The organism is Paenibacillus sp. FJAT-27812 (genome assembly GCF_001273905.1).
Taxonomy (GTDB): Bacteria; Bacillota; Bacilli; order Paenibacillales; family Paenibacillaceae; genus Pristimantibacillus.
Map to the genome: position 1 here is coordinate 6,618,734 of NZ_LIGH01000001.1, position 25,607 is coordinate 6,644,340.

The following is a 25,607-nucleotide window of genomic DNA, read 5'->3' on the forward strand; positions in this document are numbered from 1 at the left end:
CCTTCGCCTCCACCCGGTGCAAGTTCAAATTCAATATGAATAAATATACACTAGATTGAATTTTTTCTCAAGAGGATTTTAGCCGTTTTTATCCGATAAAAGCACCGAACACTTCGTTCCCGAGAAGCACGCCTTTATCCGTCAGACGGTAAATCGTATCCTCCTCGGTTTTCTCCGACTCTAGCAGGCCGTCATTCATTAATTTATTTATAATATCGCCGAACTTGCCCTCAAGCGTTTGTCCTGGGAACTGATTGGAGAAACGGGATGCCGGCACGCCTTCTAGCAGTCTGAGACCCACCATCATTAAATCCTCCATCGCCTCCGCTTCAGGCACCTCAAGCGTTTCAAGGCGAGGAAGCTTCTGCGCCGCAGCCTCGATGTAAGGCGTAATCCCCTTCAAGTTAACATGGCGCATGCGATCTGCATAGCCGTGCGCTCCCGCTCCTAAGCCGTAATACGGCTCATTGCGCCAGTAGGTGGAATTGTGGCGGCTTTCATAACCCGGCTTGGCGAAATTGCTAATTTCATAGTGCGCATAGCCGTTCTCTCTCAGCATGTCCATTAGCAGAATGAACATATTAAACTCTTCTTCTTCCGGAGGCAGAGGCAGCTCATTGCGTTCGTAGAGCTTATGGAACAGCGTATTTTCTTCAACCTTGAGACTGTATATGGAGTAATGGGGCAAACCAAGCTCCATCGCACGGCTAACGCTGTCTCTGAGCAGCTCTACCGTCTGGCCAGGCAGGCCGAACATTAGGTCAATGGAAAGGTTGGTGAAACCGACCGCGCGCGCATTTTCGATGCTGCGATAGACATCGTCCACGTTGTGAATACGGCCGATCCGCTCCAGCAAACCGTTGTCAAAGGACTGCACCCCGAAGCTGATTCGATTTACGCCGCCTTCCTTCATCGCGGTCAGCTTATCAATATCCGTTGTTCCCGGATTGGCTTCCATCGTGAACTCTACATTTGGCGCAAGCGGAAAATAAGTCCGAACCGCTTTCAAAAATCTTTCCATTTGCGGCGGAGTGAGTACGGTTGGCGTACCGCCCCCAACAAATACGGTATCGATCTGTTCGGGCGGCCACTGTTCAACCGTCCGCTGCATTTCCATCTCTAGCGCATCCAGGTACTGGTCGACCGGCTGCCCCTTCAATACATAAGAGGTGAAATCGCAATAGTGGCATTTGTTCGTACAAAATGGGATGTGTATATATAAAGCGCGCGGTGATTGCGTTATAGTCATCGTTAGCATTCTCCTTCAAGCGCAAACGGCTGAAACCGATCTTGCGCGGCCTTACGTTTCGCATTGAAAATATAATCATAATTCCAATCACTATCAATAGGAAAGAGGGAGAGCAGCGCCCTCCCTCATCCTCGTACGTCTTAATCCTCGCCGATTTTGAGCACCGCCATGAACGCTTCCTGCGGCACCTCTACACTACCTACCTGCTTCATCCGCTTCTTGCCTTCCTTCTGCTTCTCAAGCAGCTTACGCTTCCGGCTAATGTCACCGCCGTAGCATTTGGCAAGAACGTTTTTGCGCATCGCTTTAACCGTCTCACGAGAAATAACCTTGTTGCCGATGGATGCCTGAATCGGCACCTCGAACATTTGACGCGGTATCAGCTCTTTCAGCTTCTCGCAAATCACTTTGCCGCGCTGGTACGCACGGTCACGGTGAACGATAACCGACAAGGCATCAACCTGCTCGTTGTTAAGATTAATGTCCATTTTGACCAAATTGGATCTGCGATAGCCGATTACCTCATAATCGAACGAAGCATAACCCTTCGTGCTCGATTTGAGCTGGTCGAAGAAATCGTAAACGATTTCCGATAGCGGCACGTTGTACGTAAGCGTAACGCGATTCGTGTCCAAATATTCCATGTTAACGAATTCGCCGCGCTTGTTCTGGCAAAGTTCCATAATCGCGCCGACGTAGTCGTTCGGTACAATAATCGCTGCTTTTACGAATGGCTCTTCGACAAAGTCAAGCTTGCCAGCTTCCGGATAGTTCGATGGATTATCGATCTCCATCGAGTCGCCATTCGTTAGCGTTACTTTGTAGATAACGCTTGGCGCAGTCGTAATGAGCGGAATGTTGAATTCCCGTTCTATGCGCTCTTGAATAATTTCCATATGCAGCAAGCCGAGGAATCCGCAGCGGAAGCCAAAGCCTAGTGCTGTCGAGGATTCCGGCTCATATCTGAGCGATGCATCATTGAGCTCTAGCTTCTCAAGCGCCTCGCGCAAGTCGTTATAGTCCTGCGTCTCGATCGGATAAAGGCCGCAAAATACCATTGGATTGATCTGGCGGTAGCCCGGCAGACGCTCAGGCGACGGCCGCTTCGCATCAGTAACCGTGTCGCCGACACGCGTATCCTTCACGTTCTTGATGCCCGCTACGACAAAACCAACATCGCCAACCGCAAGTTCCTTCACAATCGACATGCGCGGCATAAAGGCTCCAACTTCAATGACCTCAAACTCTGCGCCCGTAGCCATAAACCGGATTTTTTGGCCAGCTTTGATGCTTCCGTCCACTACCCGCACATAGACGATTACGCCTTTGTAAGGATCGTAATGGGAATCGAAAATAAGCGCTTTTAGCGGCTCGTCCGGATCGCCGGTCGGCGATGGCATTTTTGCCACTACCTGCTCAAGAATTTCTTTAATGCCGATACCGGCTTTTGCCGATGCAAGAACCGCATCGCTCGCATCAAGTCCGATCACATCCTCGATTTCCTGCTTCACCCGTTCTGGCTCAGCGCTTGGCAAATCGATTTTGTTGATAACAGGCACGATCTCCAAATTGTTGTCGAGCGCCAAATATACGTTGGCAAGCGTCTGTGCCTCGATACCTTGCGCAGCGTCCACTACGAGCAAAGCGCCTTCACATGCTGCGAGTGAGCGTGAAACCTCGTATGTAAAGTCGACGTGTCCAGGCGTATCGATCAAATTCAGTATATACTCCACGCCATCATCTGCCTTATAAGCCAAACGAACCGCTTGCAGCTTAATCGTTATTCCGCGTTCCCGCTCCAAATCCATTTGGTCAAGAACCTGCTCTTGCATCTCGCGAGATGACAAAGCGCCGGTAAATTCCAAGATCCGGTCAGCAAGCGTTGATTTCCCGTGGTCTATATGCGCGATAATGGAAAAATTTCTAATTCTTTTTTGTCGGTCACGTACGTCAGTCATGCCTAACCCCCACAATTTCCAATAATGCTAATCATTCCTCCTATTATATCAGTTAAGGAGAAGACCAGCAATGTTCATTATCACTTGGTTAAGCCGTCGAATATCGAAACGACCATTCGAATGCCTTCGCTAGACATATTTTGCAGCAATCCAGAGGTTGAATCGGCGATCCGGTTCACTGCCGGTTGATCGTTCTGGAGGGGCACGCCCGGCAGCCTTTCATTCTCCGTAAGCTTGCCTTCGTCATATTCGTTCGAGTATTCTGCCCCCTTCGCTGCCATCCGCTTCAGCTCTTCAAGCTCCTTCTCAAGCTGGGCAATTTTTTGCTGCTGGGCGTTCGCCAGCTCTTTTGCCGGGTCCGTCGTTTCTACAGGCTGCACGACTTCCGTATATTCGCTCCCGCCTTCCATCGGACCGTAAATACGCTCAATGCCCGCGGTGGACATATCAATCCCGTACATGACGATAATCGCGATGGCGCCGCCGAGCACCGTCCATTTTAGCGTATTCCGTTTCATAGGTTCACCGTTCCTCTCTTTATTAAGCTGTTCGCTCGTTAGCTCGCGTCGCCCTTGCTCGTTGAAGCCTTCTCCTCCGCCCAATAGATCTCCGAAATGACTTCCGCAAGTGCATCGGCTGTGCGATAGGATTCCTCCAGCGTGTTATCAACGCCGCCTACCTCGATTAGGACGCTGTCTGCTGCAAGCGATTGATTGTATTCCGCATTTCCGGATGCGGCTGTCTTGCCCCAAATGCCGCGTGAGATGCCTGGATATTTTTTATCAAGCGCATCATGTATTTTGGTTGCGAACGCTTCGTTTTTCTCCCAGTTTGGATTTTTATGCCCGATGATAAAATAAACCTGAGCGTAGCTTTTGCCTTCAATATCAATCGTCGTATACTTTCGTTTCTGGGAATCGCGGTGAAGATCGAAGAAAAACTTCAAATCCTTGCTGCTCGCGATCGCTTCCTTCACCGTTTTCATCGAATATTTATAGGATAAATAATATTTGAAATCTTTGATGGTTGACGGATAGTCCGTATTGGAATGCTGCGCCCCGACGCCTTTCTCCTCCAGCTTCTGCGCAAGCCGCTTGCCGACTAGCGTAATGTTTTTTGTATTGGAGCTTGGGTCCTTTGATTTATCCGTCAGCACGGGATACCAAGATTCCCGGTTATGGGAGTGATAAATAAAGGCAACCTTCGCGCCGCCCGTTGTTGGTTTAATCGGCGTGCCGCTATCATCTGGCTGATCAGGCTCATCCGTAGGAGTTGGCTGTCCAGCCGGTTCATCCGTTGGCTCGCCTGTTACATCGGTCCCGGTCCCTTCGTGAAGCCCTTCCAGCGGATCGTAGGTAATCGGCGCATTGTCCTCAGGTCCAATATCCGTATCCGTGCCAATGCCTTTGCGTATAAGAAAAGCGTCATTCGCGCTCATGCCCGGCAGCTCGCCTGCGAGCAGGCTCTTTGGATCGTTCGGATTAATATCCGTCAGAGCCCTCATTAGAAATGCGCTTAGCTGCTTGGTCGTAAAAGATTCGGTTTCCTTGCTGCTTTGAAAAGCAGGCATCTCCATCTCTAGCATATCCCCAAAAAATCCGCTGGATACGGCAGCAGCGAATCCCTTCATCGAATTAACCGGTGAAGCCGTCGTTTGCTTATGCGCCATTCCCGCAACGCCCAGCACGACAAAAAACAGCATGGAGCAAAAAGAGAGCAACGCGAACGTACGTCCCGTCACCAGCAATTGTCTCATTCGTTTACTTTCTTTCCCGATATCCAGCAGCATGATCCTTCGTTTCATTAGCTTTGATACCTCCGCTTCTTCGCGCCAGTGGCTTTTGTTACTACTAAACTATGAGAGTAATAGAGTTCATAGAACCTATTAAATGTGAATGCATGTATGTAATAGATTTGGCTCGTTGATCAATAGACCTCGTCTACTAGACTTGGCCAGAGCCATTCCGACGCGCAAAAAGGAGCTGTCCTAAAAGGCTAATCGCCTTAATAGACAGCTCCAAACTAAAGCTAAAGCTTAATGCGTATAAGCCGCTACATTACTCGAATCGACAGCCTCGTGCAGCGACGCGTTAAGGCCGCTCGCAATAATATTGGCGATATCCTCAATAAATTCGTCAATCTCTTTTGGCGTCACCAAAAGATCATGCCCGAGCGGACTCAGCACTTCCCGGACAAGCTGCAGGCGCTCGTTCTCGTCCATTTGATTGACAAGCCCCATAATTTGATCCGAGTTGGCGCTTTGCTGCTTAAAGTGGCTGCTCATCATTTCAAGCGTGTTATTCACAATCGTCGAGGCGTAGACAACCGTTGGAACGCCTATTGCAATAACAGGCACGCCTAAAATTTCCTGCGTCAGTCCCTTACGTTTGTTCCCGATGCCCGAGCCTGGATGAATGCCTGTATCCGCGATCTGGATCGTCGTGTTCACGCGTTCCACCGCTTTCGATGCAAGGGCATCGACCGCTATAACAAGATCCGGTTTCGTCTTCTCGACGATCCCATGGACAATTTCACTCGACTCGATTCCTGTGATGCCGAGCACGCCTGGCGCGACCGCGCTAACAGGCCGGTAGCCGGGCGCGACTTGATCAGGCATTAGCTCAAAATAATGACGCGTCACCATTACATTTTCGACGACGATCGGACCTAGCGCGTCAGGCGTAACATTCCAGTTGCCTAAACCGACAATGAGAACGCGCGCCGATTTATTGATGGACAGCCTCTCCAAGAAAGCTTCAAAATGTTTGGCAAACTGCGTAGCAACACGATCCTGCAGCCCTGTATCGCCATTTCGCAGTCCCGGCACCTCGATGGTCACATAATTGCCCTGCATTTTGCCTATCGCCTGCGCGCCTTGCTCATTTTGGACTTGAAGCTGTGTAATGGTAATGCCGTCATCTTCCGTAGTCTCCGATTGGATGCCTGGTATTGGCCCGCCGTTCGGTCTCTCCGCCATCTCCTTGGCCTCAAGCGCCAAATCGGTTCTTACGTTGTATTTCTGCAGATCAAGCTCGTTCTCCACTGCTCATTCTCCCTTCATACACATGTTCTAAGGTTATTGTTTGCAGATGGTTTTTTTTCATACTCGCAACTGTTGCAACAGGAAACTTACTGCTATTGCTTTTTGGGCATCGGCATGATAATATATTTTAAGTTGTGTTGTCTAGGTTTATTATGTATATGAACCGTTGTAAACAGTTTAGGAGGTGAATTCCATGCCAAACATTAAATCCGCGATTAAACGCGTTAAAACAAGTGAAAAGCGTCGTGCTTTGAATGCATCCCAAAAATCCGCACTTCGTTCGGCCGTTAAATCTGCTGACCAAGCTATCGCTGGCACTGATGTAGATGCTGCTAAAGCAGCTCTTATCGCTGCAACGAAAAAATTGGACAAAGCAGCAACTAAAGGCCTGATTCATAAAAATGCGGCTTCCCGCAAAAAATCACGTCTTGCTAAAAGACTTAATGCCCTTTCGGCTCAAGCCTAAGCATGATACCTGCATAAACGGCTAATTTCGTCCTAGGGCGTTAGAAGCTCGTTTGGCACTCAAAAGAAGCTTCGCCGCTCATTACGAGCAGTGAAGCTTTTTTTTTTGCGTTCAACCAATAATAAAAAAAATGGCACTGGAGTCAGGCTACGCGCCTTTCTCCATGCCGAGTGAAAGCAAATAAAGCTCTAGGCCCAACGTTTTGTCGATAGCGCCTGTTTTCATTTGGTAATCAAGGTCTGCAAGCGATGCAAGCAGCCTGCCAAGCCTTGCCACCTGAAACTTTCTGCTCTTCTCAGCAGCAAGCTTGACCGCATAAGGATGCAAACCTAATTGGCCGGCCATCTGCTGCGGTGAATAGTGATGCTGCTCCAGCTCTTTAATTTGCAGCATAATTCTTAATTGCCTTGCGATAAGCGCTGCGATCTTAATGGGCTCTTCACGTCGCACGAGGAGCTCCCTGTACAATCGAATCGCACGATCGATGCGAAGCTCGGCAATGGCGTCCACAAGGGCGAACACGTCCTCCTCGACGGTTGCAGCTGTTAGGAGCGCAGCGGTTTCCACATCAATGGTGCCGCCAGCGCCCGCATGCAAACAAAGCTTGTCCACCTCTTGCGACAGCTGCTGCATACTTGATCCCGCTCGCGAGAGCAGCAGATCCGCTGCATCTGCCGTCATCGTCCGATTTTGCTCCGCAGCGCGCTTGATCATCCATTGCTTGAGCTGAGCGGCGTCCAGCTCGGGAAATGGCACTAGCGAATTCCGATCCTTTAATGTCTTGACGAGCTTCCGGCGCTCATCCAGCTTCTCGGCATTTACGGAAATGACGATAATCGACGATTCTGAAGGGTACTCCATGTATTGAATAAGCTTTTCAGGGCGATGCTCAAGCTTTCCCCCTTCTTTGCCTCCAGCACAAAGCACGGTAGCATCCCGTATCAATATAAGCTTGCGCTGCACGAAAAACGGCGAAGTCTCCGCTTCAAGCACGGCTTCATCTATCGAGGTTTCCGCCGTATCAAATTTGACGATGCCAAGCTCGCGCTCCTCAGCCGTGAACATCGCTTCCGTCAAAACGTTAATAAACTGCTGGAGCCGGTAGCGGTCCTTCCCGTATAGCACATAGATAGGCCGAAAGCGGCCGCCCTTAATTTCCTTTAAAGCTTCCTTCGCATCCATACCTTCACCTCGTTACCAGTAAGTACATTTAAACGGCAACAAAGGGATGAGCCGTTTCTAGGCTTCATCCCTTTGCCGAACATCTATATAAACATTCGCAGGCAGGCCCATGGTGCCGCCCTGCGGATGGTCATACGACGTTAAGGCTTCGTCGCAGACACTCTCGTTGCTAATACTATACGCAAAAGCGGATGAATGTGTGCGAATGTTTGTAGGCAAAAACAGCTGACGCTTGTTTTTGCTTATCTTGTAAATTAGTGAGCCGCCTTCTGCTCTGTAAAAGTAGCAATGTCAATCACATATTTCTCGATTGCGCCCTTTTCCACCTGAACCTCATAGGTCAGCTTCGAGCTGTCCTCTGACCAGCTCAAATTGGCCAGCTTGCCGTTTTTGCGCGGAGACTCGAACAATAGAGATTGGTCGGATACAGCATACAATTTGATGCCAAATCCAACAACTTCCCCGCTATATTTGCCATCAGGAGAAACAACGGCGGCATCTTGGGATGTGATTCCGAATTCACCGCTTTGCTCACCGGCAATGCCTTGAGTTGGATTTGATCCGCCATCAGTGCTGCCGTTAGAACTTTCATCCGGCTTAATCGCTTTGGATGGCATGCTCCCCGTGTTTGATCCCGAACCTCCGCTGGAGTTCGAATTGCTTTGGCTTGAATCACCGTTATTCTCTACGAATGATTTATCGCCCATCATTTCTTGCTTTCTTAAACCTTCCGTACTCACATCCGGCATGGCTGCATCGTCGGATTTAGGTCCTTTAAACGATAATTCTTTCGGGACATCCGCTTGCATATCGGCGGCGGCATTGCTGGATTCATTAGCAGAAAATTTAGCGGTGCTGCTTAAATCCGGCGAAGAATCAGGCTTATACGTAACAAGAAATAATCCTGCTACAATACCGGCCGCGATAACTCCGCTCATTATGCGTATGGACGGCCAACGCCGTTCGCGCTTAGCGCGGCGAGGAAGCGCTTCTGCTGCTTGTACGGCAGGAGCAGGCTCAGTATCCGAGTCAGGCTGACCAAAGAGCTCCATACGCTCCAATTGGGGCATAATAGCGTCTACAAGGCTGTAGCTCGGCACAACTTTGGGTAAACTGGTAAGCTCGGCGGATAACAGCTGTAACCGCTCGAACATCGCTGCACAGTCCGGACACTGTCTAGTATGGCTCATCAAGACTTCTTTCTCGCTTTCATCGAGATCGTCGTCTAGCTGTCTTTGCATTAATTCCATCACCTCTTGACAATTCATCCCCGGACACCACCTTTCTGATAATCATGGAGTAACGTCTGCAGCTGCTGCCTAGCTCTGAACAAATAAGATTTTACCGTGTTGAGCGGCAAATCGAGCGAATCTGCGATTTCGTTGTAAGAGAAATCTTGTAAGTACCGAAGGACGACAACCGCTCGATGATGCTCAGGAAGCTTATCGATAGCGGCTTGAATGTCTTTAACAGCGTAAGCAGACATTACCTCGTCCTCCACATTCTGTTTCTCGTGGAATACCATGTCATGCTCATCTATCGAGACGGTCGGTTTATTTCTCCGAAACTTGTCAATGCAAATGTTTGTTACAATACGCTGAATCCATGTTTTGAACTGCGCTTTTTCTTCGTACGAGCCTATTTTCGTATAGATGCGAATGAGCGCTTCCTGCGCAGCATCCAGTGCATCTTGTTCGTTGTTTAATATATAATAGGCTGTCCGATAAACATGCGTTTCAATCTCTCGCAATAGAGTAATTAAAGCGTCGCGATCTCCCGACTGAGCGGCTCTTATAAGCTCCGGCTCCACCACGAAGGATCCCCCTCTCTTGCAACCATTCTGACGAACCGGTTGCGGTAAAAGTTGCAGATTTGTTTGAAATATTACTATATTTTTTTTAGTAACAATTGCCATTGGATAACATCGTCCCCTTGCGGGACCGTTTATGGTTCATTTCGCAAGCAAACAACGGTAAAATAATGTAGCATACGAGAATGATAAAACGAAAATGCGAAATAAACTCCACATCAAAGGATACCAAATTTCTAGTACCTCGTATATAGAAAGTGATCGAATACTGCATGAAGAAGGCGGACCTTTGATCTATTTCTCATAAATATATACCAAAAGCATCTTAAAACATGGATTAACTCCCATTATAGCAGCATGATAACCTCAGTTAAATTAGCGCATAGTGCCATTATACAGCCCTTTGGCCGTTACCGTAAAACGAACCTCGCCATCCTTGTCCGTCCGCCAAATAACCGCTCCGGCGACTGCCAGTCTGGATAAGACATCCGGATGGGGGTGCCCGTAGCTATTTGACGCTCCTGCCGATGCTACTGTTCCGAACGGCCTCCAATAATCCAACCATTCCTTGCCCGTCGAAAAACGACTGCCATGATGCGCAGCCTTCATGACCGTTATCGTTTTTTGCTCTGCGGCCCGATTAGAGCGCTTCTGTTCATGACGAATAATAGACCGCTCCGTTACGGAATTAATATCGCCGGAAAACAAGAAGGTCGAGTGGTATAACCGCACGCTCATCACGACGCTGCTTTCGTTCTGCTCCTCTGCCTGCTGTACAACAGAATCCTTTTTCGCAATCGGCCACAAGATGCTGACCTCCGTCTGCTCGTCGATTTTGTACTGCTGGCCAGCATGCACGCTATACATTGGAATTCGCAGCTCCAACGCCTTTCTCAGCAGCAGCTGTGCATCCTCAGCCTCTTTAACGGTACCGTTCCACCAAATGCTGCGAACCGGGATCGAATCGAGTACCGCCTGCAAGCCGCGGATATGATCGCTATCCAGATGCGAGATAACTAGAATATCGACAGCGCGCACGCCTCTTTTCATTAATAAAGGAACAAGCACCTTCTTCCCTACTTCAAAAGGGTCGCTGCGCTCTCGCCACTCCTCGCCTTCCTTGCCAAAGGAAAGTGTCCCCCCGCCGTCAATCAATATTTGTTTTCCGCTGGCCGTTCGGATATGGATCGCATCGCCCTGACCAACGTCGATAAAGCTTACAGCAGCTTTTCTGTTAAACAAATCCGGTTTATACGCATAGAAGAGCATGAAGATAGAAAGGATCAGCAATGAGTAAAAAGATGTCTTCACCCCTTTATAACTGGGCTGAGGCATCCTCATTGAAGAAGCTGCTCCTATGGGTGCCGTTGCCTCCATTGCCTCAATCGCTTCGGCACGCAAATCAGCCGATTGCGTGCTCCAAAGGTTGAGGGCCTGAAATAAAGCGCCAAGCAGCAGGAGCCAAGACGCTACCCACCAGAGCGGCGGGGTTGCCCAAATCGATCGAACCGAGTCGACCGCCGCTAACTGCTCGACAAGCGCAAACGTCCAATCATTCGCATATTGCGAGGCATAGGCTAGCAGCTTGCCGCCAGAATCCCAAATCATCCCCAGCAGAAGCGCGGCTGCGCCAAGCGGCATCACAATAAAGCTTATGAACGGAACGAGCACAAAATTAGCAAGCATCGACAGCGCATGGAACTGGTTGAAATAATAGATCGTTAAAGGGAAGGAAACGAGCTGGGCAACAAGCGTGACGGCTGCCAAATCCAGCAGCCACTTGCCCTTTTGCCATTGCGGCAGCGCTTGGCGCACGGGCTTGACGCCCACTATTAAGCCGAGCGTCACAATAAACGATAGCTGGAAGCTTACATTCTCGAGCAGGAAAGGATCAAATGCGAGCATCATGACCGCGGCGGCAGCCAGCAGATGCATGCCGTCCTTGAGCTTCCCCATTCGGGCAGCCAGCAAAGCCAACACCGACATAAGTCCAGCGCGGTTTACCGAAGGCGAAGCGCCGGCGAGCAGCACGTATAGCGGGACGGACAGCATGAGAATAAGCAATATTCGCTCGCGGCTAATCCGCGCCGCCCGAAGCAAGCCGCCAAGCGCGTAAATAAATACGGCGACATGGAGGCCGGAAATAGCCAGTATATGCGTGAGTCCAAGCCGCGAAAACTGCTGGAACTGCTCTGGGTCGAGGTCCTCGCGGATTCCGAGGACGAGACCTTTCATGTACCCGGACTGCGAGGACGGGTACATGGCGTCCATGCGCGCGCCAAGCCAGTCGCGCGCGGCGTCGACGCGGCCGAGCAGCGCGGCCGCGGTCCACTTGGGGCCAGGCGCCGCGCGGACGGCGCCTGTGCCCTGCACTTTGAGCAGCCAGTGGGTTCTCTGGCTGCTGAGATAGCGGCGGTAATCGAAGCCGCCGCTATTGGATGCGCCAGCCGGCCGCGTCAGCTCGCCGGCGAGGCGCACGTTGTCGCCGCGCTGCCACGCCGCGGCGATCGACTGCTGCGGCTGCGCATCCAGCCGCACATGCACAAGCAGCCGCTCGCGCACCTCTCGCGCGGCCGCTCCCCCTTCCGCGTGGACGCTTTGCGCCTCCACGCGAAACATCGCCCGGTCGCCGTCGACCTCTACCGCCGACACAATCGTGCCGACCGCTTCCGCCGCATACGCAGCCCGCGGTCCATCCGCCTCTGCGGCGGCGAGCAGGGCCGGCAGCTCGGTCACATTGCGGGCATCCGCCCACATCCTCTCCCCAGCGGCAAGGCCCACTGCCAAGACGCAGGCTGCCGCGAGCTGCCAAGGCGCCTGCCTGCACAGCACCGCGGCAAGCGCCAGCAGCGCAGCAGCGCCCGCCGCAAGCAAAACGCCGCGGCTGTTCAAACCCGCAGCCGCAGCGCTCCCAAATACCCAGAAAATCACAAACCAAATTAAAGGCCGCCGGTTCATCCCCATCTCTCCTTCATCGCAACTTGCCGGTAACGAAAAAAAAAGAACCTCTGGCGCATCCGAAGATGCAATCAGAGGTTCTTCCCCTACTACCTATTTAATGGCTCTACAACTACGAAGTCACATCCATATGCGCCTGAGCAGGTGGTTCAAAATGATCCAAACAGCGGAATATGATGCCCTTCTGCCTCATTAGATGGCTCACCTTGTCGCTATCCTTCGGATAGCTGCGGTGATAGACGATTTCTATGACGCCGCTATTAGCAAGCATGTTGGCGCAGGTCCAGCAAGGCTGGTCGGTGACGTAGACGGTTGAGCCTTCGCGATCGGCACGATCCGTGAACAGCAGCAGGTTTTGCTCGGCATGGATCGTACGGATGCAGCGCTGCTTCTTGAACGGCTGCTCCTGGCCGTCGACTACTCTCATCTCAACTTCCTCCGAAATCATGCAGCCTGCCTCTAGACAGTCCTGCACGCCCATCGGCGCTCCGTTATACGCCGTACCAAGCAGTTTTTTCCCTTGCACGAGCACGGCTCCAACATGTCTGCGCGGACAACGCGAGCGCGTCGATACCATATAAGCGATATCCATAAAATAAGTGTCCCAATCCTTACGGACGGCATCCTGTGTTTGGGTGTTCATGAAACCAACTTCCTTTCAGCTGCTGCATCTGATGTTCTGGCTGCTATAAAAAATAATGGGAATTAGATCTGTTGGCTGGCCGCAATCGCTTGCGCAAGATCAGCCAAAATATCTTCAATGCCTTCTGTACCGATCGATAGACGAATCATGCCAGGCGATACGCCTGCATTCGTTTGCTGCTCTTCAGAGAGCTGCAGGTGAGTCGTGCTTGCCGGGTGGATAATAAGCGACTTCGAATCGCCGACATTCGCCAAATGCGAGAACAGCTCCACGGAATTGATCACTTTTTTGCCCGCTTCCACGCCGCCTTTAATGCCGAATGTCAAAATCGCGCCCTTGCCCTTAGGCAAATATTTTTGCGCGAGCTCATACGACGGATGGCTTGCAAGTCCTGGGTAGTTTACCCACTCAACCGCTTCATGCCCTTCCAGAAACTCCGCTACCTTTTGCGCGTTCGAGCTATGGCGTTCCATGCGAAGATGAAGCGTCTCAAGGCCTTGCAGCAACAAGAAGGAGTTAAAAGGTGAAATCGCCGCTCCCATATCACGAAGCAATTGCACGCGTGCTTTAATGATATAAGCGACAGGACCAACCGCATCTGTGTACACGACGCCGTTGTAGCTTGGATCCGGCTCGGTCAAGCCTGGGAATTTGCCGCTGGCTTTCCAGTCGAATTTGCCGCCGTCTACGATGACGCCGCCGATTGACGTGCCATGGCCGCCAATAAACTTCGTTGCAGAGTGGACAACGATATCTGCGCCGTGCTCGATCGGTCTGCACAAATACGGGCTTGGGAACGTGTTGTCCACGATAAAAGGAATGCCGTTCTCGTGCGCGATTGCAGCAACGGCTTCTAAATGAATGACATCGCCCTTCGGATTGCCGATCGTCTCCGCATAAACCGCTTTTGTACGCTCATTAATGGCAGCGCGGAAGTTTTCCGGATCCGATGGATCAACAAATCTTACCGTAATGCCAAGCTTAGCCAGCGTTATCGAAAAAAGGTTGAACGTTCCGCCATATAGGCTTGTTGCAGATACGATTTCATCGCCTGCACCAGCGATGTTGAGTATCGCATATGTAATTGCCGATTGGCCAGATGCAACTGCCAAAGCTGCCGGAGCACCTTCAAGCTCAGCTACACGTTTCTCAAAAACGTCCGAGGTCGGGTTCATAATTCTGGAATAAATGTTACCGAACTCTTGCAGTGAAAATAGATTTGCTGCATGATCCGTATCTTTGAATCCGTAAGACGTCGTCTGGTAGATAGGCACCGCGCGCGACAACGTAGTCGGATCGATTTGTTGGCCTCCGTGGACGGATAGCGTATCAAGAGAAAGTTTGCGTTGTTCTGACATTTTCTCGACTCCTTCAAAATGAGATATGAATGGTTGTAGCTATAATGGAAGCGGAATCATTTCCATGCCGCTTCCTTCCATTCTCTCACAATTATGGACGAGCTACAATGCTCTCTTTAATACCTTGCAGCAATTTCTCGCCGATTCCTTTGACACGGAGCAAATCATCCACCGAGCTGAATTTTCCATTCTGATCTCTATCCTGAACAATCGCCTTCGCCTTCGCAGGTCCAATTCCTTTTAAATCATCCAGCTCTGCGGCTGTAGCACGATTAATATCCAGTTTGCTGCCCTCCTCGGCTTGATGCAAAGCAGCTTCCCCTTTATCCTCTCCGGTCTCATCTACCGTATTTTCTTCTGTTTTTCCATCTGTATTCGCGCTTGCGCTTTCAACTTTGGTTTGCGGCGCAGCTGCTGGCGTTTCTCTTTCCTCATTAGGATGATCTAACGAGGCTAGCGCCGATTCTACTTCAGCATTGAGCGGCACCCATTTGGGATCGGTTTCCCGTTTTGGCTCCATGAGCGCGAAGGCAAGAAGTATTACAGCTGTTATCAAAAACATAGCGGCAAATAATAACTGTTTATTCGGTACAACAATAAAGGGACGCTTCATTTGGATCATCCTTTCTGCAAACGACAAATTGTTTGGTATTTAGTGACATATAGAACAAGTACTATGGAATAAAGTAAGAGAGCAAACAAAACGAATACGGATATTTTGACTCGGGATTTGCTCGCGCATAACCTTAACCCTATCATCGGTGTGAAGGTATGCACGCGCTAAACCTTTAGGAGGGCTCAGCATGAATGTCGGATTTATCGGAACGGGCACGATGGGAAGCCTGCTCATTGAAGCATTTATTGCATCGGCGGCATTATCGCCATCGCAAATTGCAGTCAGCAACCGCACCTTTGAAAAAGCGCAAGCATTGGCCAACCGTTATTCCGGCATGAGAGCCGAATACACGAATGCAGGAGCAGCCTGCGGCTGCGATATCATTTTTTTATGCGTGAAGCCGCATGAGTTTAAAAAGGTCGTAGATGACCTGAAGCCAGTCATTCGTCCCAGCCAAATGGTTGTATCCATAACAAGCCCTGTACTCCTATCCCATTTGGAGGGCGAATTAAACTGCAAGGTGGCAAAGGTTATTCCGAGCATCACGAACTATGTATGGAGCGGAGCATCACTTTGCATATACGGCAAGAGGATCGATGAGAAGGACAAAACGCAGCTTGAGCATTTGTTGTCCAACATTAGCGAGCCACTTCAAATAGATGAGAGCTTTACGCGTATCGTATCGGATCTGTCCAGCTGCGGCCCTGCCTTCATCTCCTTCCTGCTTGAGCAATTTGTTGATGCAGCCGTTGAAGAAACAGGGATTGGACGAGAGGAAGCTCTGCGGGTAGCAAGCGCCATGCTGCTTGGCACGGGTCTGCTGTTAACCGAAGGCGGGCTGACTCCAGCAGAGGTTCAGGAAAGAGTTGCCGTGCCTGGCGGCATTACCGCTAAAGCGTTAAATCTGCTTCGCCGCGAGACGGATGGCGTATTCAATCAGCTCATCCGCACGACGCATGCCAAGTTCGATGAAGATGTCGCCAAAGTTTCGACCGCCTTCATAGGCGAAGAGGTGAACGGTCAATAGCTGTTCTTCAGCTAAAGCCCGCTCACCTCTTTATTTTGCGTACATCTATTAATTAGCTACGATATTAACAAGCTTGCCTTTGACCGCAATGACTTTGCGGATCGATTTGCCGGCAATCAGCTCTTGCACTTTTTCCATTTCCTTCGCCAAGCTTTCCATTTCAGCGACGTCCATATCCGCTGCGATGGAAACGCGGTCCACGATTTTACCGTTCACTTGGACAACGATCTCTACTTCTTGATCCACGGTCCATGCTTCCTCGAAAGTCGGGAATGAAGCGTAAGTGAGCGAATCCTTGCGGCCTAGCTTCTCCCATAGCTCTTCTGCGATATGCGGAGCGATTGGGGAAAGCAATTGAACGAATTGCTCCATAGCCGCAAGCGGAAGCACTTCCGTTTTGTAAGCTTCGTTAACGAAAATCATCAGCTGGCTAATGACCGTGTTGAAGCGAAGCGCTTCATAGTCCTCTGTAATTTTCTTAATGGAACGGTGCCATGTGCGCTTGAAAGCATCGCTTGTATCGCCATCTCCGATTTTCGCGTTCAGGCTGCCGTCCTCGTTTACGAACAAACGCCATACGCGGCTAAGGAAACGGTACGTGCCTTCCACGCCATTTGTGTTCCAAGGCTTAGTCGCTTCAAGCGGCCCCATGAACATTTCGTACATGCGGAGCGTATCTGCACCGAACTCATTTACGATATCGTCCGGGTTAATGACGTTGCCGCGTGATTTGGACATTTTCTCGTTGTTATTGCCAAGGATCATCCCTTGGTTAACAAGCTTGTGGAAAGGCTCTTTCGTATCCACAACCCCGATATCATAAAGCACCTTATGCCAGAAGCGAGCGTAAAGCAAATGAAGCACCGCGTGCTCGGCTCCGCCGATATAAAGGTCAACCGGAAGCCATTCCTTTTGTTTCTCTGGCGAGCATAGCTGCTTGTCGTTTTTCGGATCGATGAAACGCAGGTAGTACCAGCAGCTTCCTGCCCATTGCGGCATCGTATTCGTCTCGCGGCGAGCTTTCATGCCCGTCTCGGGATCAATCGTGTTTACCCATTCCGTAACGCTCGCAAGCGGAGACTCGCCTGTGCCTGAAGGCGTAATCGCGTCAACATCAGGCAGCAAGAGCGGCAGCTGATCCTCAGGAACGGTTTTCATCGTGCCGTCCTCCAAGTGAATAATTGGAATCGGCTCACCCCAGTAGCGCTGGCGGCTGAACAGCCAATCGCGCAAACGGTAAGTGATTTTGCCTTTGCCTTTGCCCGTTGCATCCAAATGCTCGATCATTTTGGCAATTGCGTCCAAGTTAGTCAGGCCGTTTAAGAAGTCGGAATTCACATGCGGTCCGTCGCCCGCATAAGCTTCCTTCGTAATATCTCCGCCCTGAACAACCTCAACGATCGGAAGGTCGAATTGCTTTGCGAACTCCCAGTCGCGTGAATCATGGCCCGGTACGGCCATAATAGCGCCCGTGCCGTAACCGGCAAGCACATAATCCGCAATCCAGATTGGCGTTTTAACGCCATTCACGGGGTTGATAGCATATGCGCCCGTGAACACACCGGATTTGTCTTTTGCTAGGTCCGTGCGCTCCAGGTCACTCTTGCGCGCTGCAGCTTCTTGGTAAGCTTCTACAGCCGTTTTTTGCTCCGAGGTTACGATTTGCGCAACAAGCTCATGCTCAGGCGCCAATACGCAATATGTCGCGCCGAACAACGTATCGGGACGAGTCGTAAATACGACCAATGCCGAATCGTGGCCGTCGATCTCGAACGTAACTTCAGCGCCCTTCGATTTGCCGATCCAGTTGCGCTGCATGTCTTTGATGCTCTCCGACCAGTCGAGCTCTTCCAAATCATCAAGCAAACGATCCGCATATTCGGTAATTTTCAAAATCCATTGGCGCATCGGTTTACGCACAACCGGATGGTTGCCGCGCTCGCTGAGTCCATTGATGACTTCTTCGTTCGCAAGAACTGTTCCAAGCGCCTCGCACCAGTTAACCGAAACCTCGGCAACGTATGCAAGTCCTCTATTGTACAATTGGATAAAGATCCATTGCGTCCATTTGTAATATTCCGGATCTGTCGTGCTGATCTCGCGGTCCCAGTCATAGGAGAAACCAAGCGATTTAATTTGACGGCGGAAATTATCGATATTTTTGAATGTAATATCGCGTGGATGCTGGCCAGTATCAAGCGCATGCTGCTCCGCCGGCAAACCAAATGCATCCCAGCCCATCGGATGAAGCACGTTGTAGCCCTTCATTCTTTTGTAACGGGATACGATGTCCGTAGCTGTATAACCTTCCGGATGGCCTACATGAAGGCCCGCGCCGGATGGATACGGGAACATATCAAGCGCGTAGAACTTCGGTTTGTCCGCGTCTTCTGTTGTTTGAAACGTTTTGTTCTGATCCCAGAATTGCTGCCACTTAGGCTCGACAACAAGCGGGTTGTAGCCGTGGAATTGCTGTTCTTGACTCATTTGCTTAAATCCTCCTAAAAAATATGTGCTGTAAGTATGCATCTTCAAAAAAACATAAAMCCTCCCGCCCCTAGCGATTATCGCTAGGGACGAGAGGTTGTTCTCCCGTGGTACCACCCTAGTTAGCGGCAGGCATGCTTTGCCTATCGCTCACTTGTCGCCTTTATCGCAGGCCAAACGGTGCTTTTCACAATCGATGCACGGCATCGACCTTTTATTCGCACAGCTCCAAGGCGAGCTTCACTCCGCAGCAGGTCCGGCTTGCACCTTCAAAAACGCCGGCTCTCTAGGCCTTGCCTACGAAATTACTGTTCCTCTTCAACGCTCCATATGCATAAAATGGTTAGTTTCGATTATAAAGATCGAGCGTTACCGTGTCAAGAGATCGCTTTGTCACTCCCGCGTTCAACCGGTAAAGTTCTATTCGCTCCAGCTCAATTCTTTCTTATAGTAAGCAGGGGAAGTTCTAACGTGAATGCATAATGACCATTATCATATGCAAGTGTAAGGCAACCGTCTTGGTGTTCTGCAAGTTGTCTTGCAATCGCGAGGCCTAAGCCGGCACCTACTTGAAGATGTTTGTTATGCTCCATATTTTCCGTCTTGTAAAAGCGATCGAAGAGTTTGGCCTCCTGTTCTTTCGTAATATGTTCTCCCTCATTTGCTACGGTTAAGTAAACTGATGTCTCATTCGAGGTTAAGTGGATATCGATGACTTTAGGAGTCGTTGAATATTTAAGAGCGTTCATCAGCAGATTATCTAAGATCCTAGCCACTTGTTCAGGGTCAATATTGACGGCTGCCTTTTGAATACTTATCTCTGGCCTAACAACTACATGATGCTCTTCGGCAATTGGCACAAACTCAAACAGCACTTGCTCCAAAAGCTCGCGCATATCCGCATGTTGCTTCGTCAAACTCATATCTCCAGAAGACAAACGCGTATAAATGAATAGGTCATCAATAAGCATTTTCAACTGCTGTGCTTTGCTATAAGCATTGTTTACGAACCGATCATATTCGTTCTCGTCTAAGAAGGATCTATTACGAAGTAAATCCAAATAGCCAATCATACTCGTTAGTGGAGTTCTAAGATCATGAGAAACGCCTGTAATGAGATTCATTTTAGAATCTTCAGCCTCATTTTCTTTCATTTTTTGGGATGCGAGCTGCTCAGCCATTTTGTTCATGTTTTTGGCTAATATGCCCAATTCGTCCTCGCGACGAACAGGAACCCTATACTCAAAATTACCATGTGAAATAAACCCTAACCCTTCCGAAAGAACCGAAAAGTATTTAATAATTCGCTTCGTTAACATGTAGAATGATAAGAGAAAGATCAATATGAAAACCGCGAGCGATACAACGATTAGAAGCGGAATATACTCAAGCTTTCCTTTTGATGAGATCGAATCGATCAATTGCCCAATCAAACCCACAATATACAAACTAAGAATGTAGGAGATCACTATGGTCAGGAGCGTTGCCCCGAGAAAGGAATATCTAACGCTATGTCTGATTTTGAAACGTTTATTTATCCATTTTATAACCAACACCCCACACCGTCTTGATGTACTCTGGCTTTCTGGGATTGAGTTCAAGCTTCTCCCTCAGATTTCGTATATGAACCATGACAGTATTGTCTGAATAGCCCACACGCTCTTTCCATACGGATTCATAGATAGTATCAGCACTAAATACTTGTCCTGGATTAGCCGCAAGCAGATTTAGAATTAAAAACTCAAGCGGTGTCAGCATGACCTCTTGTCCTCGGATCGATACAAAGTGCTTTGCAATATCAATAACGAGCTCTCCAATGGTTATTTGATTGAGTGGAACTTCCTTCCCTGCGATTATCTTTTGTCTTCTTAGCTGCGCTTTCACTCTTGCGATTAATTCCATGGGATTAAATGGCTTCGTTACATAATCGTCCGCTCCTGTCGATAACCCCATGATCTTATCAATATCTCCTTCCTTCGCAGAGAGCATAATGATTGGGACAGCATATCGTTCCCGAATGTGAATGCATGCTTTAATACCGTCCATTCGTGGCATCATTACATCTAAAATGACTAAATCCAATTCCCGTTGCGAAAGCACATCGAGTGCTTCCGCTCCATCCTTAGCTTCAATAACAGAGTATCCTTCATTGCGTAAGTAAACATGGATAACGTCTCTTATTTCCGAATCATCATCTACGACTAAAATTACACCCAATTCAATCTCTCCCTAGATTATTTTTTCAATTTTCCGGTTTCTTACAAACATAAACAAACGCGGGAGGGATGTTCAAGGGGACCAAAGAAATACTTTCAATCTCAAAATGCTCTGAAAGCAATTTTTTCATCTGCAATGAATACTGAAAAGCAATTAATTTACCACCTGGTTTCAGCGCTTCTTTGCACTGCGAAATCAGTTGGTTAATGCATTACTTTCCCTAATAAAATGGGGAAAATCCCGTTGAAGAGTTTGACCCATCTCTTCATCTCTCTCAACCACCATACTTTATCTTATTTGCAATTACGCGTGTAATTCCACCGGTACCTGAACCGATTTCGACGATGTTTTCAGCTTGCTCCCACATTGCCGATGCGACCATGCGATTCGCCAAAAAACGTGAGCTCGGAATGACGCTTCCAACATTTCTAGGATTAAGAATGAATTTTTTAAAAAAAAGCAGTAAATGATTCTTTATCATTTTAACACCTCATTGAAATATTTGGACTAATTGATTGCCAATAATGAAGCTGACACCGTATAACATGCCGATCCATACAATAGCACTTGGATAGGAGACGAAGATTATTCGTTTAAAAGGAAGTTTGTTTACTCCGGCTAAAATACTAACGAAGTATCGAACTAGCGGAATCAAATAGCCTAACGACAAAGCTGTCCCACTATGCCTTATATAAAATTGCTCAGCTTTCTTATATCCTCCGAAATGGCTCAATTTTCGAAGGAAACCGTATTTACTTGCCAGCCTGCCGATCCAATACCCTAACGTCACGGCGGATGTCATTCCAAATAGAATAGAAGCAAAGGTGTAAAAGGGGTGCAACAATCCTTGAGATGTCATAATGCCAGCGGCGATAATCGTCACCTCATTTGGAACTGGAATCCCAAAAGGCCCCAAACAGAAAGCTAAGAAAAGTACAATGTAACCATAATGGCTTATCATTGTCATAATTTGATCCACGTATGCTCCCCATTTCGTGAAAATGACTTGTGTGCGCCCTGATAAGGACAACATCAGTATAGAAAAAAATACTTAGTTCCTACCTAGGTACTTTCTGAAGAAATTCTGAAGATTACTTAGCTGTTTTAATGTTTTAAAGCAGTCAAAACAAGAAATGCTCGCCTCTTTTAAAGGCAAGCATTTCTTACGGGTTATTTAATTGATCTCACTATATGGAGAATCGTTTTCCTCTTAAATACGCTTGTTTCCTTAGATTTTGAACGTTTTTCTTTTGTACATGACAAACAATGGGTGGAACAGGGCTGTAAATATGAAAAATATGGGGGCGAAGAAAGCGAATAAAGCGAATCATAAAATGATTCGCATCCAATCGCATTATAAATTAAGGTGCTGCTGTTTTTGAACTGCCTTGTGTTCGTATTATAAGTTCAGGCAGATCTTTCTGGTTGAACCTCTTTTCATTTGCATAGAGGATTAAAGTAGCCTGTTCGAAAGTAACTGCCCTTGGGACTTGATCCCGAGAGCTATAATGTTTCCCTCCCTTACTCGAGCGAATACCCTAAGTTCCAAAATTGCTTGAAGTCCGCGGCTTGTATGCAACTATTCAGGCTGGCATATTTGGCGAAGCCGACGATCTAAGCTACTATGCACACGGAAATGCACCCTCTATCCCTAGCTACCGCCCTTACGTTGAAGCCTTCCTTCTGCAATCAAATGTGCTTCTACAATCAGTTGCTTTGTTTTTTCGGCATTCTCTCCGACTGGATTAAGGATACAAACAAAGAATTGACGTGAATATTGGGGATGTGGTAAAAACTCGTTCAGCACCAAATAGTCGATGCTTTCATCCATCAGGCCAGCGAGGAGATTATTAAAGGTCTGTTTGCTAACTCCAATATTGAGGCGAAATACATCTTCTCGATTAAGGTTGGACACATCGTCGTATTCATTATCTGAATAAGCAATGGTTACAAACGGTAAGCGGTGATCGTCGCCGACAAAAAAGAACGAATATCCGAAGTTCACTTCTCGTTGCACATTTGGCAGTTCCATTATGAATGCGTCATAATCCACCTGTTTCATCGTTCTCCCTCCAACAATTCAGATTTGAACTCGTATTTACCTGCTTGGACATTTGCCAATATCCTCTCTGTAGTTGCTGCCTCATTCTCAACATAACTAACCCAAATGCCAACAAGTTCAGGATGCTTGGAAGGATCAGATGGGCGCTCTTCCGTTGGCAAACTCCTCAAAAAGTTAATCGAAGTTTTTAATGCAATACGGCGTTGCTGTAAGAGCGCATTTAATTTTTGTCGTGATAACATATTCATAAAAGCAATCCCTGCTGAAAACTGCTGAAGGTCGATACTTACAAGTGCCGATTCAAGCAAAGCTATAAATTCGATTTCGCCCTTCTTAGTGACAGTGTACTCCTTACGTGATGGACCAAGTTTTACATTGAGCTCTGAATTAACGGACCTTGTCATCCCCTGCGATTCAAGCTTGTCTAAGGCATGATATATAGATCCAGGCTTTACGTTGGTCCAAGTGTCAGCATGCCAAGAAGTGATATCACTTAAAACTGCATAGCCATGACTAATTCCTCTTCGCAATATGGAACCTAACACGAGTAATCTAACAGTTGACATGGTTATCTCCTTTACAAGGATTGCTTTACTAATCAAATTTGAATAGCGATACCTTGTATTATAACGTTCCTAACTCACACTAGTCAAACTTGAATAATTAGTGAATACGCCGCTCAGCAGCCGGATGCCCATTTAGACGGCTATAGCCCCATTCTATCCGGCTTACGATTTATCTTCTGGTGAAATCCTGCGAATAAGCGAGTATTCGTGAGAAAACTGCATCGTACCGAGGGAGCTTAATAAAATGAGCAGGCCACCGCAGCGCCTGCTCATCGATGTGTACTATTGAACTAACGTTTCCTTTTACTCATCTGCCCCTATGTTAACTGATGCTCCCCGTAGTCTTGCTTGACCGTCAATGTCCAAGGTTTTGATGATCGAACTGTAAGATCTACCAGCATCGATTGCTGCGGAAGCAGCTTTAAGGTGGAAATTATTTTGGCCTTGATTCACAAACCGGGGATCGGCAAATATAGAGTGTACATCATTTCTAGTACTGGTCTTATAAGCCGAAAAACCGACATATTCCTCGTTTTTCCAAATCCAAGTTGCTTTCGAAACGTCTCCGGGGGCGTAATAAAGATTGTAGTCTACCACATTTCCCGAGTTTTTCGTGTGTTCGTTATAGATGAAGACATTCGATGATTCCGCAAAGATGATATTATTTGTGATCATATTATTCTTGGTATCATACTGTAGCAGAATTTGACCACTGCCGTTATTCAGCGAATTATTTTGATATAGGGTATTGTTGATGATCTTGCAATTCACAGTTGCGCCTCGTTCACTATCGTAGCCGCCCATCGCTATTCCCGTATACCGATTACTGTAGACAATGTTGCTTCGCACGGTAATATCGCTTGTGGATTTCCCTGCATGTTCACTGGCAATTTCAATGCCAATATCGTTCTTGTAACTGTAATTTCGTTCAATAACACTGTCTTTCCCCCCATCTATATAAATACCGCCGGCCGCGTTGCTATTGTTAGGAAGTGATTTACCGTAAGAAGGGTTAAAGTTGGATGAGATGTTATATACTCTATTGCCACTGACTAATCCATTTCTCACTTGATCGTAGGACGGATGCGGCGCTACTCCTTCGAAGCCGATGAGATCGATCCCGATATTGTCATTATCATGAATGAGATTGTTCGTCACGGAAAAAGTATCGACATTTCCGTTTAAAACAAGGGACTCGCTTGAACCCAGTACCAGCTTGTAAAGCTCATTACCTTCTATCGCTACATGATGAATGGAGGCGGGTGCATCAGTACCATACACAGCGATACCGTGAGCATCCCGGCCAAGCAGGTCACTGCCGGTTGGTGCAGCGGTATTTTTGATATCATGCACTTTGTTATTCAGAATCTTAATATAGCTTCCTGAGCCGTGGACATATATACCTATAGGCAATTGATCTTTTTTCGTTGTGATAAAATTACGGATTTCAAACCCCTTTATCGTGATATGGCTGGCGTCTTCAATCTCAATAATGCCTTGTTGTCCTGTGACAGAAAGTCCGCTTCCATCAATGACTGCCCTTTCCTTCGGAAAGTTTACGAACGTGATCGAACCACCCCGGGCTGAGCCGGAGCGGGTAATTTTTAGCTTTTGCTTATATACGCCCCCTCTAACATACACGGTACTGCCCGGTTTTACGACGTCTGCTGCATGCTGGAGTGTTCTCCAAGGAGATTTTTTGGTGCCCGCGTTATCATCGTTGCCTCTGGAGTCTACATAATAGGTGGGAGTGGCTGCTGAAGTAGAGGTGGCACGCAATTGCCCCATCATAATTATTACAGTTGCAACTACCGTACCAAGAATGAATAATTTACTCTTTGTTTGCATTGAGACGGATCTACCTTTCCTGAATGTTTCTTTTAATTATACTATAACGAATCTTAAGCACCATCAAGTAAACACTTGAGCAAATGTGATCAAGGAAAAGACTGGCGTACTTTAAAC

General features: G+C 48.2%; 22 protein-coding genes and 1 other annotated feature. Of the genes, 2 read left to right on the forward strand and 20 right to left on the reverse strand.

The window, feature by feature from the left end:
- Positions 1-88 precede the first annotated feature (88 nt).
- From hemW to gpr, 5 genes are all read right to left on the reverse strand, one after another.
- On the reverse strand, positions 89-1,249 hold the full coding sequence (hemW, locus tag ADU23_RS28415; RefSeq protein WP_442950634.1) for a radical SAM family heme chaperone HemW: 1,161 nt from the start codon (positions 1,247-1,249) through the stop codon (positions 89-91).
- A 140-nt stretch (positions 1,250-1,389) separates the two neighbouring features.
- Positions 1,390-3,207: a translation elongation factor 4 gene (lepA, locus tag ADU23_RS28420; RefSeq protein WP_053376844.1), complete on the reverse strand. Its 1,818-nt coding sequence runs from the start codon at positions 3,205-3,207 to the stop codon at positions 1,390-1,392.
- Between the two features lie 80 nt (positions 3,208-3,287).
- Complete coding sequence (locus ADU23_RS28425) at positions 3,288-3,725, reverse strand: hypothetical protein (protein WP_053376845.1); 438 nt, start codon at positions 3,723-3,725, stop codon at positions 3,288-3,290.
- Positions 3,726-3,763: 38 nt separating this feature from the next.
- Complete coding sequence (spoIIP, locus tag ADU23_RS28430) at positions 3,764-5,011, reverse strand: stage II sporulation protein P (protein WP_053376846.1); 1,248 nt, start codon at positions 5,009-5,011, stop codon at positions 3,764-3,766.
- A 231-nt stretch (positions 5,012-5,242) separates the two neighbouring features.
- Positions 5,243-6,184, reverse strand: coding sequence for a GPR endopeptidase (gene gpr / locus ADU23_RS28435; RefSeq protein WP_053377871.1), 942 nt, complete (start codon positions 6,182-6,184; stop codon positions 5,243-5,245).
- 259 nt (positions 6,185-6,443) lie between these two features.
- On the opposite strand from gpr, the gene rpsT reads away from it, so the two are divergent.
- Positions 6,444-6,716 carry a 30S ribosomal protein S20 gene (rpsT, locus tag ADU23_RS28440; protein ID WP_053376847.1) on the forward strand — a complete coding sequence of 91 codons (273 nt, stop codon included), beginning with the start codon at positions 6,444-6,446 and terminating at the stop codon, positions 6,714-6,716.
- A gap of 147 nt (positions 6,717-6,863) precedes the next feature.
- On the opposite strand, the gene holA is transcribed toward rpsT, so the two are convergent.
- The 7 genes from holA to ADU23_RS31845 all read right to left on the reverse strand — a co-directional run bounded on the left by holA (position 6,864) and on the right by ADU23_RS31845 (position 15,280).
- Positions 6,864-7,898, reverse strand: coding sequence for a DNA polymerase III subunit delta (gene holA, locus ADU23_RS28445; RefSeq protein WP_053376848.1), 1,035 nt, complete (start codon positions 7,896-7,898; stop codon positions 6,864-6,866).
- 254 nt (positions 7,899-8,152) lie between these two features.
- Positions 8,153-9,166 carry an anti-sigma factor family protein gene (locus ADU23_RS28450; protein WP_053376849.1) on the reverse strand — a complete coding sequence of 338 codons (1,014 nt, stop codon included), beginning with the start codon at positions 9,164-9,166 and terminating at the stop codon, positions 8,153-8,155.
- Entirely contained in the window at positions 9,163-9,711 is a 549-nt protein-coding gene (locus ADU23_RS28455; protein WP_053376850.1) for an RNA polymerase sigma factor, read from the reverse strand. Before ADU23_RS28455 ends, ADU23_RS28450 begins: the two co-directional genes overlap by 4 nt.
- 372 nt (positions 9,712-10,083) lie before the next feature.
- Positions 10,084-12,666 (reverse strand): DNA internalization-related competence protein ComEC/Rec2, encoded by a 2,583-nt coding sequence (locus ADU23_RS28460; RefSeq protein ID WP_053376851.1) that lies wholly within the window; start codon positions 12,664-12,666, stop codon positions 10,084-10,086.
- Between the two features lie 112 nt (positions 12,667-12,778).
- Positions 12,779-13,309 carry a deoxycytidylate deaminase gene (locus ADU23_RS28465; protein WP_053376852.1) on the reverse strand — a complete coding sequence of 177 codons (531 nt, stop codon included), beginning with the start codon at positions 13,307-13,309 and terminating at the stop codon, positions 12,779-12,781.
- 62 nt (positions 13,310-13,371) lie between these two features.
- Positions 13,372-14,667: a homocysteine synthase gene (locus ADU23_RS28470; RefSeq protein WP_053376853.1), complete on the reverse strand. Its 1,296-nt coding sequence runs from the start codon at positions 14,665-14,667 to the stop codon at positions 13,372-13,374.
- Between the two features lie 91 nt (positions 14,668-14,758).
- Entirely contained in the window at positions 14,759-15,280 is a 522-nt protein-coding gene (locus tag ADU23_RS31845; protein ID WP_063846113.1) for a ComEA family DNA-binding protein, read from the reverse strand.
- Between the two features lie 190 nt (positions 15,281-15,470).
- Here ADU23_RS31845 and comER point away from each other — a divergent pair, with 190 nt between their 5' ends.
- Positions 15,471-16,310: a late competence protein ComER gene (gene comER / locus ADU23_RS28480; RefSeq protein ID WP_053376854.1), complete on the forward strand. Its 840-nt coding sequence runs from the start codon at positions 15,471-15,473 to the stop codon at positions 16,308-16,310.
- A 48-nt stretch (positions 16,311-16,358) separates the two neighbouring features.
- Here comER and leuS read toward each other — a convergent pair whose 3' ends face one another.
- The 8 genes from leuS to ADU23_RS28520 form a co-directional block, all read right to left on the reverse strand.
- Positions 16,359-18,797, reverse strand: coding sequence for a leucine--tRNA ligase (gene leuS / locus ADU23_RS28485; RefSeq protein WP_053376855.1), 2,439 nt, complete (start codon positions 18,795-18,797; stop codon positions 16,359-16,361).
- Between the two features lie 82 nt (positions 18,798-18,879).
- Positions 18,880-19,128 (reverse strand) — a binding site (T-box leader).
- A 103-nt stretch (positions 19,129-19,231) separates the two neighbouring features.
- Complete coding sequence (locus ADU23_RS28490; RefSeq protein WP_231637650.1) at positions 19,232-20,116, reverse strand: HAMP domain-containing sensor histidine kinase; 885 nt, start codon at positions 20,114-20,116, stop codon at positions 19,232-19,234.
- Between the two features lie 211 nt (positions 20,117-20,327).
- The gene (locus ADU23_RS28495) at positions 20,328-21,014 is read right to left on the reverse strand and encodes a response regulator transcription factor (RefSeq protein ID WP_053376856.1); all 687 of its coding nucleotides are present in this window, start codon (positions 21,012-21,014) and stop codon (positions 20,328-20,330) included.
- A gap of 274 nt (positions 21,015-21,288) precedes the next feature.
- Positions 21,289-21,495 (reverse strand): hypothetical protein, encoded by a 207-nt coding sequence (locus ADU23_RS34110; protein ID WP_331459296.1) that lies wholly within the window; start codon positions 21,493-21,495, stop codon positions 21,289-21,291.
- A 9-nt stretch (positions 21,496-21,504) separates the two neighbouring features.
- Positions 21,505-21,993, reverse strand: coding sequence for a DedA family protein (locus tag ADU23_RS28505; protein ID WP_053376857.1), 489 nt, complete (start codon positions 21,991-21,993; stop codon positions 21,505-21,507).
- A gap of 672 nt (positions 21,994-22,665) precedes the next feature.
- The gene (locus ADU23_RS28510) at positions 22,666-23,076 is read right to left on the reverse strand and encodes a DUF6194 family protein (RefSeq protein ID WP_053376858.1); all 411 of its coding nucleotides are present in this window, start codon (positions 23,074-23,076) and stop codon (positions 22,666-22,668) included.
- A complete protein-coding gene (locus tag ADU23_RS28515) occupies positions 23,073-23,642 on the reverse strand; it encodes a PadR family transcriptional regulator (protein WP_053376859.1) in 570 nt (189 codons plus the stop codon). Before ADU23_RS28515 ends, ADU23_RS28510 begins: the two co-directional genes overlap by 4 nt.
- A gap of 303 nt (positions 23,643-23,945) precedes the next feature.
- Positions 23,946-25,490: a right-handed parallel beta-helix repeat-containing protein gene (locus ADU23_RS28520; RefSeq protein WP_053376860.1), complete on the reverse strand. Its 1,545-nt coding sequence runs from the start codon at positions 25,488-25,490 to the stop codon at positions 23,946-23,948.
- Between the last annotated feature and the right edge of the window lie 117 nt (positions 25,491-25,607).